The 14681-nt window shown below is 37.9% G+C and carries 12 protein-coding genes; 3 read left to right on the plus strand and 9 right to left on the minus strand.

All coding sequences use genetic code 11. The features are described 5' to 3' along the window. Positions 1–20: 20 nt before the first annotated feature. The 7 genes from K8089_RS09760 to K8089_RS09790 form a co-directional block, all read right to left on the minus strand. The gene (locus tag K8089_RS09760; RefSeq protein WP_237603095.1) at positions 21–959 is read right to left on the minus strand and encodes an NAD-dependent epimerase/dehydratase family protein; all 939 of its coding nucleotides are present in this window, start codon (positions 957–959) and stop codon (positions 21–23) included. 143 nt (positions 960–1102) lie between these two features. Further along, positions 1103–2110, minus strand: a complete 1008-nt coding sequence (gene ahr, locus K8089_RS09765; protein ID WP_237603096.1) for an NADPH-dependent aldehyde reductase Ahr — start codon at positions 2108–2110, stop codon at positions 1103–1105. A 20-nt stretch (positions 2111–2130) separates the two neighbouring features. Continuing rightward, complete coding sequence (locus tag K8089_RS09770) at positions 2131–2655, minus strand: nuclear transport factor 2 family protein (protein WP_237603097.1); 525 nt, start codon at positions 2653–2655, stop codon at positions 2131–2133. A 144-nt stretch (positions 2656–2799) separates the two neighbouring features. Next, complete coding sequence (locus K8089_RS09775) at positions 2800–4869, minus strand: thiol-activated cytolysin family protein (RefSeq protein WP_237603098.1); 2070 nt, start codon at positions 4867–4869, stop codon at positions 2800–2802. Positions 4870–5152: 283 nt separating this feature from the next. Next, the gene (locus K8089_RS09780; RefSeq protein WP_237603099.1) at positions 5153–5923 is read right to left on the minus strand and encodes a LytR/AlgR family response regulator transcription factor; all 771 of its coding nucleotides are present in this window, start codon (positions 5921–5923) and stop codon (positions 5153–5155) included. Next, positions 5923–7809 (minus strand): tetratricopeptide repeat-containing sensor histidine kinase, encoded by a 1887-nt coding sequence (locus tag K8089_RS09785; RefSeq protein ID WP_237603100.1) that lies wholly within the window; start codon positions 7807–7809, stop codon positions 5923–5925. The genes K8089_RS09780 and K8089_RS09785 overlap by 1 nt, the downstream gene beginning before the upstream one ends. Before the next feature lie 234 nt (positions 7810–8043). Beyond that, positions 8044–8442, minus strand: a complete 399-nt coding sequence (locus tag K8089_RS09790) for a hypothetical protein (protein ID WP_237603101.1) — start codon at positions 8440–8442, stop codon at positions 8044–8046. Positions 8443–8546: 104 nt separating this feature from the next. Here K8089_RS09790 and K8089_RS09795 point away from each other — a divergent pair, with 104 nt between their 5' ends. Both K8089_RS09795 and K8089_RS09800 read left to right on the plus strand, forming a co-directional pair. Beyond that, a complete protein-coding gene (locus K8089_RS09795; protein WP_237603102.1) occupies positions 8547–9221 on the plus strand; it encodes an RNA polymerase sigma factor in 675 nt (224 codons plus the stop codon). 236 nt (positions 9222–9457) lie between these two features. Next, on the plus strand, positions 9458–11392 hold the full coding sequence (locus tag K8089_RS09800; RefSeq protein ID WP_237603103.1) for a M1 family metallopeptidase: 1935 nt from the start codon (positions 9458–9460) through the stop codon (positions 11390–11392). Positions 11393–11593: 201 nt separating this feature from the next. Here K8089_RS09800 and K8089_RS09805 read toward each other — a convergent pair whose 3' ends face one another. Together K8089_RS09805 and K8089_RS09810 are read right to left on the minus strand one after the other, a co-directional pair. After that, the gene (locus K8089_RS09805; protein ID WP_237603104.1) at positions 11594–13450 is read right to left on the minus strand and encodes a M56 family metallopeptidase; all 1857 of its coding nucleotides are present in this window, start codon (positions 13448–13450) and stop codon (positions 11594–11596) included. Positions 13451–13452: 2 nt separating this feature from the next. Continuing rightward, positions 13453–13818 carry a BlaI/MecI/CopY family transcriptional regulator gene (locus K8089_RS09810; RefSeq protein ID WP_237603125.1) on the minus strand — a complete coding sequence of 122 codons (366 nt, stop codon included), beginning with the start codon at positions 13816–13818 and terminating at the stop codon, positions 13453–13455. 287 nt (positions 13819–14105) lie between these two features. On the opposite strand from K8089_RS09810, the gene K8089_RS09815 reads away from it, so the two are divergent. Beyond that, positions 14106–14681, plus strand: coding sequence for a PhnA domain-containing protein (locus K8089_RS09815; protein ID WP_237603105.1), 576 nt, complete (start codon positions 14106–14108; stop codon positions 14679–14681).

The following is a 14681-nucleotide window of genomic DNA, read 5'->3' on the forward strand; positions in this document are numbered from 1 at the left end:
GGTTAATACTCTCTTTTGTGTTACTGCGAATAATTATTTAAAGTTTGATGCATAGGTTTGAAGGTCATGTTCAAATCTTTCATCGCCAGTGCATTTTCATAAATTATTTTAGCTTTGTTTTTTGAAGTTTGATGGTTTAGCATCAAATTCATATCGCTTATGGCATACGATTCGCTGCTTAATAAATAGTTTTTCCCGTGCAAGCCAGAAGTAGTTGCTGCCTTAAAGATTGCTTCGGCAACATCACCTACATCTACTAAAGCAAACTCAGCATTGGTGTCGTACAACATTTGAATAAATGGATTGGGAGCAATTTTATTTTTAATAAGAAATTGTAAACCCGTTGAAGTGGAATCCTCCCGTTTTGATAATGATTTTCCCATAACACCAACGGGTGATACCGATGTAATTTCAAAAGATAGGTTTGGGTTTTCTTTTATAAATTTTTCTACCGTTTGGTTTGCCATAAATTTTGCCTGTGCATAGGGATGGCTTTCGGTATTGATGTGTTTCTTATCTTTTTCATTAAAAGTATCTGCTGCGGATTTGCCATAGGCCGGCATTGGGAAATTTGTGTTAAACGCCGCTACCGAAGCAATAATCACTACTTTTTTAATAAATGAAGTTTCTGTAAGTGCCGCTAAAAAATTTTCGGTGCCTCTAATTGTCGGATCAAAAAGTTCTTTTTGTGGATCCTTCACGTCCAGCTGAAATGGTGTGCCTCCGTGAATTACAATTTCGCAGTCGCTGATAAAATCTTTTAAGTCGCTTAAATTTTCCACCTTTAGCGGCCTTATATTTAAATTATCTGAATTTTCTAGATTGAAAAGGTGCTGATATTTTTCGCTCTTTTTAATATTTGTAACAGAGACTTTTACATTGAAGCCTTCTGCTAAAAATTTCCTGGTAGTATAGCTTCCTATAAAGCCGGAACCACCTATAATGCCTACTGTTTTCATATTTTTGGTTTTTTAGGGATTGCATTGGGGCTACGTAATTTTATAATTAATGCTTTCAGGTTTACTGCTTCTTCAATTGTAATGCTGTGGGTTTTCGGTTTTTATTTTATTATTGCCGTTTGGTCGAGAACGGTTTAGAATTGCTATTGATTTTTCAGCACTATTCTAAATCGAGCTTTACCGTTTTCTAAGTGTTCAATTGCTTCATTTACCTTTGCCATCGGGAACTCCTCAACTTCCGGATAAATGTTGTGCCTTGCACAAAAATCGAGCATGGTTTTCGTTAAAGCGGGACTCCCTATTGGGCTTCCTCCAACCGTTTTTTCTCCCAGCATTAAACTAAATGCAGGTATCGCCATCGGCTCTAAAACAGCGCCTACTGTATGAAATTTTCCTTTTGGTGCTAAGGCGGTTAAATACGAATTCCAATCCAAGCTTACATTCGTGGTATTCAAAATAAAATTTAGTTTTCCCGTGATACTTTCTAATTCTTCAGGAGCTGTTGAATTGATAACTTGACTGGCTCCCATCTTCAAAATTTCTTTCTTTTTATTTGGGTTTGAGCTAAAGGCAATTACTTCGCATCCCCAATGTTTTAGGAACTTGATAGCCATATGGCCCAATCCGCCAATACCTATTACACCCACCGTATCTGTTGGTTTTACACCAGCTAATATTATTGGATTAAAAACTGTAATTCCTCCACATAATAAGGGGCCTGCTTTACTTAGATCAATATCCTTTGGAAGCGGAATTGCCCACGACCAATGCCCACGCACATAATCTGCAAACCCACCGTTTCTACCTACAATGGTTCCTTCACCTTTAGCGCAGAGATGGTGGTGTCCACTCATACATTGCTCGCAACTCATGCAGGAAGAGGACATCCATCCCAATCCTACTTTATCGCCAACCTTCACATTTTTAACCGCATCTCCTGTTGCTACTACTTCACCAATTATTTCGTGACCTGGAACAAAGGGGTACGTTGTCATTCCCCAATCATTTTTTATCATACTTATATCTGAATGACAAAGACCGCAATAAGAAACTTTAATATCTACCTGTTCAGCACCAATCGCTCCCAATTCATACGAATAAGGTGTTAGTTTTGCTCTTGGCTCAATAGCTGCGTATCCGTTAACTTTCATCTGTTTAGCTGTTTAAATTATTAGTTGATTGAGTCATTTACCGCTGCTGCCGCTGCCTGCTCCATGGCTTGCATATCCAACATAATTTTTGAAAGATCCCAATAGCCAAATTCCTTTATCACTTTTCCATCTTTAAATTGAGCAGTAATGTGCGTTGGAATGGTATAGGTTTTATTGTTTGCTGCGACCGTCCCTTTCCACGTACCCCAAAAATTTACATACGTCTTTCCCTTGTCGGTCACGACCATTTCATAATCAGATTGTCCGTCTACATATTCCCAACTGGTAAAAAAGGATGCATCTTTTTTGTTTACTGCTACTAACTCTGCAAGTGTTATTGCGTCTTTTTCAAGTACGTTGTTCATAATTTTTGCTGAATCTGCATAGTGACTTGTCATGGCTTCCCAATCTTGCTTATTATAAGCGTCAATTATTTTTTTGTAAGTGTCAATTTCAGGCGATTGCTGGGTATAACGCTTTTCTTGTTGTTTACAAGCGTTTAACGAAAGGACTATTGCAAGTCCTAAAAGGATGAGTTTTTTCATAATTATAGTTTTAGTTGATGTATTAAAAAATAAGTCCGAAAGTTATCAGGATGGCGGCCTATCTTTCTTTTTTGATAGACCGTTCCTGAAAGATTAGTTAGAGCGAAAATGCTTTAAAATTTTTTAGGGTGGTGGGTTACTGTTCTATTCACATTTGTTGTCCCAATGTCTTCCTAAGGTCGTACCGTAAGCTCTATAACATTTGTTTACGTCGTTGCCATTTAGGGTTTTCTTTATAATTTCGCCCCATGGATCCCAAACTAATCCTGTAGCCGCTACGCCATTAAGTTGAATATTTTTAGCGTTATAGGGAAGATTAACCGTTTTCGTCCATCCAGCAGTTTTTTCGCCAGATTCCCACTTTTTTGGATTCCCGTCTTCTGTATAGTCAATTGTAAACTTGGCTACATACGCACCGTCTTGTTTAAGTCTTATAAATAGGTTTGGAAATTCTTCGCATTCTTCTTTAGAGTAATCTGTGGTAAGACCCATTTTGGCTACAGTATGATCTTTTAAAAAGCGCACGGTGTACGAAATAGGAAGACCAGGATTGATGCGGGAGTATACCGCATTTGAACCTTGTATATACTTTGCAAGATCGCCTGCGTTTTTTGCACTTACAGGTTGGGCTGCCGCCTCTGCGTTTCCGCCTAAAGTAATTACACTTATATTAGAGTTTTCAAGTATTTGCTTGTATTGCACCGCCGCATCAACACCTACGGTTTGTGCGCCAGAGGAATATTCAAACGCCCCTTTTACGTCAATATCTTTTGTGCTGGCACTGGTTTCCATTCGGAACATAAGTATTCTTCCATAGCTTACGCTCTGCACATAGCCCGGGGGAGCTTTTGAATTAACTGCATTTTTTACATCCGCGATCGTTACATTAGGAGCGAAGTAATCTGCTGGATTTGGTGGTAAATCTAAATTTACAGTATAAAATACCTGCTTGTACATTACGATAAACACTTTTCGAGAATTGCTGGTTTTAACACCTAATTCGGTTGAAACACTGAGTCCCATTTGCGAATAATTCACGCCAAGTTTTACCGCTACTTGCTCATTAGAATAGGCCATGGTTTCGGTATAAGTTGAAACTGCTGGTTGTACTTTATAATTTGGACTGCTGTTCCATTTTTCCAATAAATTGTCTATCGCTGCTTGGGTTGTAGAATTTGTAGGGTTGTTAACTAACACACTTGCACCAGATCCTAGACCCGGCAAATCAACAGTTATACGGGTTGGGGCTTTGGTAAGTGAAGTGATAGGAGTTGGTAATCCTTCTGCCAAAGACCTGTTTGCTATAACCAAAGCGCCAGGCCAAATAATACCGTTGGTAGGACGCATAATGGCCACATCTTCAACATTGGAAGTTAAATTATAACTAGATTTTCGGCATACTATTACACTGTTGTTGCCTTCTTTTTTACTTTCGCTACTTGAAGTTTCGTTTTGAACAGGAACAATTGACCCTTGATTGTTTACGCTCAATAAAATACGAGGGTCGTATTGAAGCCCATTTCTTATATAATCATTGATTTTTCCGGCGTCGTTATTAATTTGTGGATTGCTGGTTGCGATAGTGCCGGCATTTGTATTTCCGGTTCCGGCAGTGCCCGTATTTTGGTTGCTGTTCGTTTCGGTACTTACTGTAGTAGTATTGACTTCAATAGGGCTATTGTCTTCCCAACCATCTCCAATTTGACCGTCGTTTTGTTCTACATCATAAGCTGCTTCGCATACCCAAACAGCTTCCGAAGCTCCTTCATCAATATAGCCTATGTTCAATCCGCCAGCATTGTTTAAATATCCATCGGTGGAATAGTTGTATAATTCAAAATAAGTATAGCCCTCGGCCCTTTCTAAGATATCCATTTCCCAACTTGAGCTTTCAGTATTGGCAGCACCTGTAGTTAGATTTCCGCTTCTATTGGCTTGTAAATATTTTCCGTTTCCAACATTCATTATTAATGTGGCTCCAGTTTGTGAATCAGTGTTAATTCGCCAAGTGGCAAGCGATAGATTATTTGGATCCATACTTTCTATAACTGAACCATCTGCCGTGGCTACTAATAGGTCTCCAGTAATTTCGTTTGAAATATACACGTTGCCGTCATTGCCAGTCTGTGAAAAACTAGATGTTGTAAACCCACAAATCATCACGAATAAACACATGATTGTGTGATTTTTTAAAATTGAAGCTGCTGCTTTCATAATTAGAAGATTTAAACGTTAAATGAAAAAAAGTGTGAGGAGTGCATCTAAGTAACTGTAAATCAACAATTCTGAAAAGTGATTTAGGACGAATGGTGTCATTTTCTGTCCGAAAGGGTCACATTCGTTGCCGAAGGAAAAAAGGAAGTTGCACTAAACTACTTGAGAATAGAAATATTTAGGAATGGATTACCTAAAAGTAAAAGAGGCTATTTTTATAAAACTTAAACGAAAGTACTTTCAGAAAGTCTTATTTCTAGCGTTAAAAAAGTCATACGTCAGTTTAAATAGTTTGCAGTCGCTTTAAAAGTTCGGTGCGCATTGCCTTGCTCATTGGGATGGCTTTTTTGGCAATTACCACGTGTGTGCCGGCAACTTCGTCTATTTGCGAAAGATTAATAACATACGAACGATGTATGCGAAGGAAATGTTTCTGGGGAAGTTTCTCGTCTATATCTTTTAACGTCATTACGATAAGGTGTTCGCGCCCTTGCGAAAAAATACGACAATAGTTGCGGTCTGCTTCAATATAGTAAATGTCCTTAATATTTATTTTTAGCATCTTCTCGTTGTGACGAACAAAAATGCGGTCGTTCAAAATAAAATCTGTAGCATTGCCAAAAGGGGTGTCTGTATTATTTTCGGCACTATTATTTAATGCCTCCGAAGCACTTTCAATTGCAACACGCTCTAAGGTTAGCTCAATGGCACGTTGTAAATCTAACTTTTTAAAAGGCTTAGAAATAAAGGCATACGGATGTGTTTTTTTGGCGCGAATAAAATGGGCATCATCTGTATTTGCAGTTAAATAAATAATTGGAATATTATATTGTAATTCAATTTGACAAGCGGTTTCAATACCGTCCATTTCACCTTTTAATTGAATATCCATTAAAACAATATCGGGCTTGTCAATTTTTATATTTAAAAGTGCCTCTTCGCCTCGCGGCAGTATTCCCGTTACTTCATAACCAAGGTCGCTTAATTGCAACGAAATATTGGCCGCAATTACCATTTCGTCTTCAACAATTAATATTTTTTTGGAACTATCCATCACGCAGTTTTAAAATTTTTAAAGTGGAAAAGCACTGCGGTTCCGTTATTATAATCTTCAGAAATGGTGCCGTTTAATTGCTGTGTGAGTAGGTGTATTAACTGCGTTCCAAAGCCGGTTCCCTTGGGCTTTGTACCTTCAGTTTTACCTATTCCATTGTCTGAAACTTTTAAAAACAGTGCGTCGTTTTCTTCTTTAAGACTAATGTTTATTAAACCTTTTTCGGTGGTGGGAAAAGCGTATTTTAAAGCGTTAGTCAACAATTCATTTACAATTAATCCAATGGGGACTGCCGTGTCAACATCTAAATTTAAATTGTCCATGGCGCATTCTATTTTCACCTTTTCTTCGGCATTAAAAGTATCTAGCACGCCTTCGCTTAAATTTACAAAGTAGTCTTTCATTTCAATACTGCCCAAATTTTCACCTTGATATAATTTTTGGTGAATTATACCCATACTTTGCACCCGGTTTTGACTGGCAAGCATCGCTTCTTTACTGGCGCCATCTTCCAGTTTTGCAGACTGTAATGCAATAAGGCTTTTCACCATTTCCAGATTGTTTTTTACACGGTGGTGAATTTCTTTTAACAACAGTTCATTCTGTTTGTTTTTGGCGTCCAGTTCAACATTTAATTGTGAAAGTGCTTTTCGTTTTTTGCGAATATTCTTCAACGTAAAATACATTCCGAAGAGAATAATAGCCAGCAAACCCGCAATGCCAATATAAAGGATTTGTGTTTTGCGCTGTTGCGAAATTTTTGCCTCTTGGTTTAAAATTTCCATATCCTTTTGCGCGGTTTCATATTTTACTTGCAGCTCGCTATCTTGCCGTGCAATAATAGTGTTGAGGTATTCTGTGTGTCCTTGTTCGTATAGTTCGTGATATTTTAGGGCGTTTTTATAATCTCCCAATTCACTGTAAATACTAGAAACGTGCATATAGTTTTCCCAAAGGTTTTTGGTGTTGCCAATGCGTTTCATTATTTCTATTGCTTTTAGATTATAGGGTAGGGCTTCGGCATATTTTCCCTGTAAAATATATACGTGACCAATATTGGCGGTTGGTGGCATAGTGTAGCGGAGTAAACCTATTTTTTTGGCACCTTCGTAGCAGCGGTTGTAATCTGCAATAGCATCGTCATAGCGTTCCATGTATTTATAAATATTTCCACGACCGTTGTAGCAGGCCAAAAGTGGCGCGTCCACAATTCCCAGTTTTTGGTACAAATTAATAGCGCGATTCATACTGCTGAGACTTTTTTCCAAATCGCCTAAGAATAATTGATTTTCCGCAAGTCGCCGATACGAGAGCGCCAAGTCTTCATCGTAACCCAATTTTTCTTGAATTGCGATGGCTTTTTCGCAGTATTGGGCTCCCTCGGCATAACTGTCTGAATAATAAAGCAAGTCGCATATTTTTGTATAACATTGTGCAATCCCACGTTTGTCGTTTGCTTTTTCATAAAGGGCGAGTGCTTTAAAAACAGCTTCGGAACCCAAATCGTATTCTGCAGTGCCGCTGTAATTGGTTGCCAATAAAAGATAGGTATCTGCTAAAGGCTTCGTTAATTCCTGCTTTTTATAAACCGAAATTGCTTTTTGAAGATAAACTATAGACGAATCTAAGACGGTGTGGTTTTCGTGCCACTTCGCCAAATCGCGATAGGCTTGACCGAGGGTTTCAAAATCTTTCTTCTTTTCTGAAAGCTGAATTGTTTTTTTAAAATTGTTGTATTCTACAAGCGTGTCCCGATGCTTCGCAATTGTTTTGTCCGAATTTAAATACGAACCTTTAAGTGAGTCTTCTTGGTTTTGAGAAGGAGTTTGAGGAAGACTGCTCCACGAAACGCAAGCTAGTACTACCGAGAGTAATAGTCGTTTCATTGTTTTTAGTTTGGTTGTTAGTGGATTCTAAATTTACAATTAATTTTTTTTAACACCCAAAATCGAAGATTTTTTCTGCTTTAAAATTTCAATTTCAACAACTTTTATAAAAAATGGAACGATGTATCCTGGTATTCAAGACTATTTTTAAAAAGAATGTTGCTATTAAAATGCAAATCTTCCCGATCTCAACGAGGTGAGCGGGAAGATTTTCTTAAATACAAAAAAAATGAACTAGGAAGTTTTGCTAGTATTTTCAGGAATGCTCAATTTGGCCAAAACATAGGCGGCAATTGCCATTACAATATCGCGAACGGCAACGTCTGGATGATGCCAAGTAAAAAGTAAACTCAAGGCTATAAGCAACAACCAAAGCGATACAACATACGCCCCCAACTGGGTTTTGGTGAATACTAAGATGCCTGCAATAATTTCTATTACGCCAACAATCATCATAAATGTCGCCCCACTCATGGGTAACAAGTCTAAAGTTGACGGTGCTAAATAGGTATCCCATTGAACTAAAATGTTTAAAAATTTATCGGCTCCTGCGGCAATGGGTACTATCGTAAAAGTGTATTTTAAAAGGGTCTGTAACTTGCTGATTTCAGCACTAATTGGTAATGTTTTCATGGTTTTTCGAATTAAAGTTCTACTGGTTAGATGTACTTTGTGAAAAACGGTTACAAAATTTGTAACTTTAGAAAGTTTATGGCATCTAAAAAGAAAAACAAAACATGAACGCGACTCAACCCAACAAATATGTTTTAACAAAATTGTCAGATTCTATCGTTGTACAACGGGTGTTAGATGGCGAAAAGGAGCTTTTCGAAATTTTGATGCGCCGGTATAACCAACGGCTTTTTAGAGTAGTGCGAAGTTATATTTATTCTGAAGACGATGTACAAGATATTTTGCAAGATGCCTATGTAAAAGCATATACAAAACTCTATCAATTTAACAACCAATCTTCCTTTTCTACTTGGCTCATTCGGATAGCCATTAACGAAGCACTTCAAGATATTCGCAAGAAAAAAAGGCAATTAACCAATTACGGAAAAACCGAAAGTTTAGAAAATGTTTTTCAACTGCCAGACACAAATACTATGAATCCAGAAAAGCAAGCCATAAAGACCGAAACCAAAGCCTTGGTTGAAAAAGCAGTTGATGCGCTCCCCGAAAAATACAGGGTAGTATTCGTGATGCATCAAATAGAAGGCCTGTCTAATCCCGAAATAGCTGCCTGCCTAAAACTGAGCGATAGCAATGTAAAAGTACGTTTGCACCGAGCCAAAAATTTATTGAAGGACGAGCTTTTTAAAACCACACACGACGCTTCAATTTTTGAATTCGGAAACCATAAATGCGATTTGTTGGTAGAAAAAGTAATGAAACGAATTGAAAATGTATAAAAATTTTAATTGCTGAATTCACATTTAACAAAGGAGCTGATAATTTATTTAGCTCCTTTTAAGTTTTTTATATTACTGTTTTCTACTAGTGGATTTTAAATGCTTTTTAAATAGACTTCTACTATAAATTTTTTTCGAAGTACAATCTTTTTTTAGTATTCCCAAAGCCTTTGTTTTAACATCCTTTTCAAATTGTATTTAGTACATTAGCAGATTATTTTTAAAATTGAGCACCGATGAAATATTTTGCCGGCAGCCTTTTAATAACGCTGCTTTTTTCTACATTTTCCTTCACATTACAAGCACAGGAAGTAAAACAAGACAACCAACATCTTTTCGACAATTTTACATACAGACAAGGCAATGCGTATCGCACCGCCTCCGGAAAACCGGGTCCAGAATATTGGCAGAATGCAGCCGATTATAATTTGGAGGTTTCTCTTGATGATAAAAATCACACGGTTTCGGGAAGTGTGACAATTAATTATACAAACAACAGCCCTGAAACTTTAGATTTTATATGGCTGTATTTGGAACAAAATCGTTTTACCGAAGATTCTCGCGGCACGTTAACCACTCCCGTTCAAGGCAGTAGGTACAGTGGCGATGTAGAAGGCGGTTATAATTTGAATAATGTTTCTGCAAAAACAGCTACAGGCGTTTCTTCAAAATACATAATTACAGATACCCGAATGCAACTTTGGTTAGATAAGCCGTTGGCAGCAAACGGTGGCGAGGTTGAAATAAAAATGGATTTTAAATTTAAAGTCCCCGTTGAAGGAATGGACCGCATGGGCCGTTTGGAAGTGAAAGACGGCACCATCTACGCCATTGCACAATGGTACCCTCGCGTAGCCGTTTTTGACGATGTAGTGGGATGGAACACAGATCCGTATTTGGGCGCAGGCGAGTTTTATTGCGAATACGGAAACTTCGATGTAAAAATTACAGCACCAGCATATCAAACAGTTGTGTGTTCGGGCGTTTTACAAAACCCAAAAGATGTACTTACAAAAGAGCAACAAGATCGTTGGAAAAAAGCTGAAAAAAGCGACAAAACGGTTTACATTATAAAACCAGAAGAAGTGGGTAAACCGGCTGCCCAAACTAAAGCCGGCGGCACACTTACTTGGCATTTTAAAATGGAAAACACGCGCGATGTGGCTTGGGCCGCGTCTAAAGCATTTATTTGGGATGCCGCCAAAATGAATCTTGGCAATGGAAAAACAGGCTTGGCACAATCGGTTTACCCAAAAGAAAGTAATGGACCAAAAGCTTGGTCGCGCTCTACCGAATTTACAAAAGCCTCTGTAGAATTTTACTCAAATAACTACTTCCCGTATCCTTACCACAATGCAATTAACGTTGCAGCCAGCGTTGGCGGAATGGAATATCCGGGGGTAAGTTTTTGCCATTACCAAAGTTTCGAAGGCGATCTTTGGGGCGTGACCGACCACGAATTTGGCCACAACTGGTTCCCGATGATAGTAGGTAGCAACGAACGCCGCTACCCTTGGATGGACGAAGGTTTCAACATATTTATAAATCATTACAGTACCAAAGCTTTTAACAATGGTGAATTTCCCACCAGATCTAGCAGTCCGAGAAGCTTGATTGGGTATCTTACTTCAGAAACTCGCGAAGGCATTGACACTTATCCAGATGTTGCGAACCCTAGAAACCTGGCTTATACAGCTTATTATAAACCCGCTGCAGGACTTTATTTGCTACGCGAATACATTGTAGGCCACGAGCGTTTTGATAATGCTTTTAAAAGTTATATTGAAACTTGGGCGTACAAACATCCACAACCAAACGACTTTTTTAATCATTTTGAAAATGTGGTAGGCGAAGATCTAGCTTGGTTTTGGAAAGGCTGGTTTTATGGTAATGGCAATATAGATTTGGGCATTGTGGATGTAAAACCTTTCAAGGGAAATTCTTTAATTACCGTTGAAAACAAAGGACAAATACCAATGCCAGTGCAGCTTCAAGTTATTTATGCCGACGATTCAAAGGAAGAGGTCAAGCTTCCGGTTGAAATTTGGCAACGCGGCAATAGCTGGACGCATCTTTTAAAATCTTCGAAAGAAGTAAAACGTGTGGTTTTAGATCCGAATAAAATCTTGCCAGATGTGAATGTTTTAAACGATGCTTGGAATAAGCTTTAATTTAAGTTCTTGAAAATAAATAACCCCGGGATTTATCCCGGGGGTTCGTAAAAACGAAATTCTGGCTTTAGCCAAACTTCTAACTTGGGTTAATTTGGCTAAAGCCAGTTGCTATGGATTCTTTTACCACGGGCTAAACCTGCCCATCCCTTTTGGCCGGGCGCCGTGATTATTGAAAACGGTCTAATACAATTCATTTATTTAGCACCCACCCAAAATTACTTTCGGGTAATTGCTTACATCAATAGTTGCGTCCTTGCTTTTTTCAACCAATTTAATCGCTTCTTTGGCACTGTACTTATGTGGGCCAATGTGGAAAGTGGCGCCTCTTTTTGCGAGTTCCTTTATATATTCAACTGGGTTTGAATTTGGCAGCGGTGGGGCTTGGGCTGCCGTATATAAATTTCCATTTTCTGCTGAAGGTACTTTGGGCGCAGGGGGCGGCGGTGGCGGAATATCACTTTTCTCACCTTTCTTTACTTTTGGAGCTGGCGGTGGCGGAGGTGGTGGCGGAATACACTCCGGAAAAGGTTGCGCCTTTGCCTTTTGTGCATCGCTCATTTTTTTATAGATAATTTCCAAACGCTCCAAATCTTTCTTTTTGATGATGCGTTTGTTAATAGCTACTGCGTTGTATTTTATTGCCAGTTTGTTGTATTCGGCGAGTTCTGCTTCGGTGGCTTTTTGTTGAATTATTTTGCCAGTGTTTTCGTCTCTTTCCTCAGGTTCACCAACTTGAATTGACCACGGATTGTTTTCATCATCTTTCACATTAGCGCTTGCAGCTTTAAATTTCTCAAGCTCTTTTAAATACGCCTTGTGCAAAACCTCTGCTTCTTCAATAGTTTTTCCGGAATATGAATTGACTATAAAATTTGTGTCCAAATTAGCGTCTTCCATATTTTTTAAGTTAGACATACTTAGGTTTCTAATATTGCTGGCATAGAGGATTTCTATTATTTTTTCAGATAAATCTTTATCCTTCTCGGTGTAAAACCCCACATTGGCAGAAATATATTTTTGCTTTTGCTCAGCTGTTAAATGTGTGTTTCGTTTGTTGATTTCGGTTTTAAGATTTTCAAGATTAACAGGAATTCCGTTTAAAGTTAATTTTGAGTTTTGGTCAATTACAATTCTAATATCTTCAATGGTATCGCTTGCAAAAACGGCACTATTTTCAGCTCGTTCTATTAATACTTCTTTTGTGCTAAACCCATAGATTAGCACAGATAGCAACGGCAGCAATAAAATACTTCGCCACAAAACGGCTCTTTTTGAGGTGTGTGTTTTCATAATTGTAAATCGTTTTTTGATTGATGAATAATTGATTGAATGTGCCAACGATGGCGTGTAGGCATCCCGATAGCTATCGGGAGATGAGAACGCCAATAATATTTTTTGATAGTTTGAAGTTTCCGCCCCTGCGTTTAAAACGGCGCGGTCTGCTAAAAATTCGTGGTTTAGTTTAATGCTTCTTTTTATGAAATAAAGCAGCGGATTAAACCAAAATACAATCTGTAATAGTTCGACAAAAATTACATCTAAACTGTGTTTTTGACGTGCGTGCGTTTCCTCGTGAAGCATTACTTCTGTAGGAATTTCATGTTTTTCAAATTGTGTTTTGTTAAGAAATATATAGTTGAAAAATGTATGCGGAATTACTTTTTCATTTAAAAGAATATTGATAAAACGAGTGTTTTTATATTTCGGATTTTTCCTGATTTTTTGAATTAAACTGATAAGATTTCTGAAAAATTTCACACTAAAAAATAAAACTCCTATCCCGTAAATCGCCCAAAGAACAAACGACCAATAATCGATGGTTTGTTCGGCTTGAGTGAAAATTATTTGTGGCGCAGCTTGCGAAGCATTTTGTACAATCGGTGAAGCTTTAACGTAGGTTGTAAAGGTGATAAGCGGAATTAAAAACGAAGCCAATAAACTTCCCGATAAATAAAAACGCTTAAAATTATGAACGGAAGTGTTTTCCAAAAACAGCTTGTAAAAAGCGAATAACAGTGCGAGACACGCGACGGATTTTAAAAGATAGAACTCCATAATTACTTCTTTTTAATTTCGGAATCGATTATTTTTTTTAGTTCTTCCAGCTCTTTTTTGGAAAGATTGGTTTCTTCAGTGAAAAATGAAGCAAACTGCGTGGGACTGTTATTAAAGAAATTTTTAATCAACCCATTTACGTGTTTTGAAAAATAGTCTTTCTTTTTCACCAACGGAAAGTATTCGCGCGATCGCCCAAGCTGGATATAATCGACAAATTTTTTGTCCTGCATACGTTTTAAAAGCGTGGCAACTGTAGTTGTTGCAGGCTTTGGCTCAGGATAAGCTTCAACTAAATCTTTCATAAAAGCGCGTTCCTTTTTCCAAAGGAGTTGCATCAATTGTTCTTCGGCGTTTGAGAGAGTCATCATTGTATTTTTAAAACTAACTCTACAAACGTAGAATAATTATTTTAATTCTACAAATGTAGAGGCGGTTAAATTTCAAATCGCAAAAAATAAATCCCAAATATTAAATTCTGAAAAGAGTCAAATTTTAAATTTTCAGTTTCGACCTACGTATTCTTAAGATATCTTCTGAGTTTTAAACATCCCTCTCATAAGGTCTGCAAGATCTTGTAGGTTTATATCTCAAAAAATCTAACTTTGCACTCTCAACCCTCCAACGCCTTAGCAACGGACTAAATTATTATAAGATGAGCGTAGAAAAAGAATTACAAAAGCGAAGCGATAATAAATGTGAACTCTGCAGCACCGAGGAAAATCTTGGTGTATTTGAAGTGCCAAATTCGCCTACAAATGGAGCCGAAGCTTCTGTTTACATCTGCACTACGTGTAAAGAGCAAATTGAAGATTCCGAAAAAGTTGATGTAAACCATTGGCGTTGTTTAAACGACAGTATGTGGAGCACCGTGCCAGCAGTACAAGTAATGGCGTGGCGTATGCTAAACAGGTTAAAAGCCGAAGGTTGGCCCCAAGATTTGCTGGATATGATGTATATGGAAGATGACACAAAAGAGTGGGCTAAAGCTGGCGTAGCTGAAGCGAAAGCCGATGCAATTATTCACCGCGATAGCAACGGCGTAATTTTGGAAGCTGGAGATTCGGTAGTTTTAATAAAAGACTTAAAAGTGAAGGGGAGTAGTATGGTTGCAAAACAAGGCACGGCCGTACGTAGAATTTCTCTCGATCACGAAAATGAAAAGTACATTGAAGGCAAAGTTGATGGCCAACAAATTGTGATTATAACAGACTTTGTAAAAAAAATATAA

This window comes from Aequorivita vitellina (assembly GCF_022008365.1).
Taxonomy (GTDB): Bacteria; Bacteroidota; Bacteroidia; order Flavobacteriales; family Flavobacteriaceae; genus Aequorivita; species Aequorivita vitellina.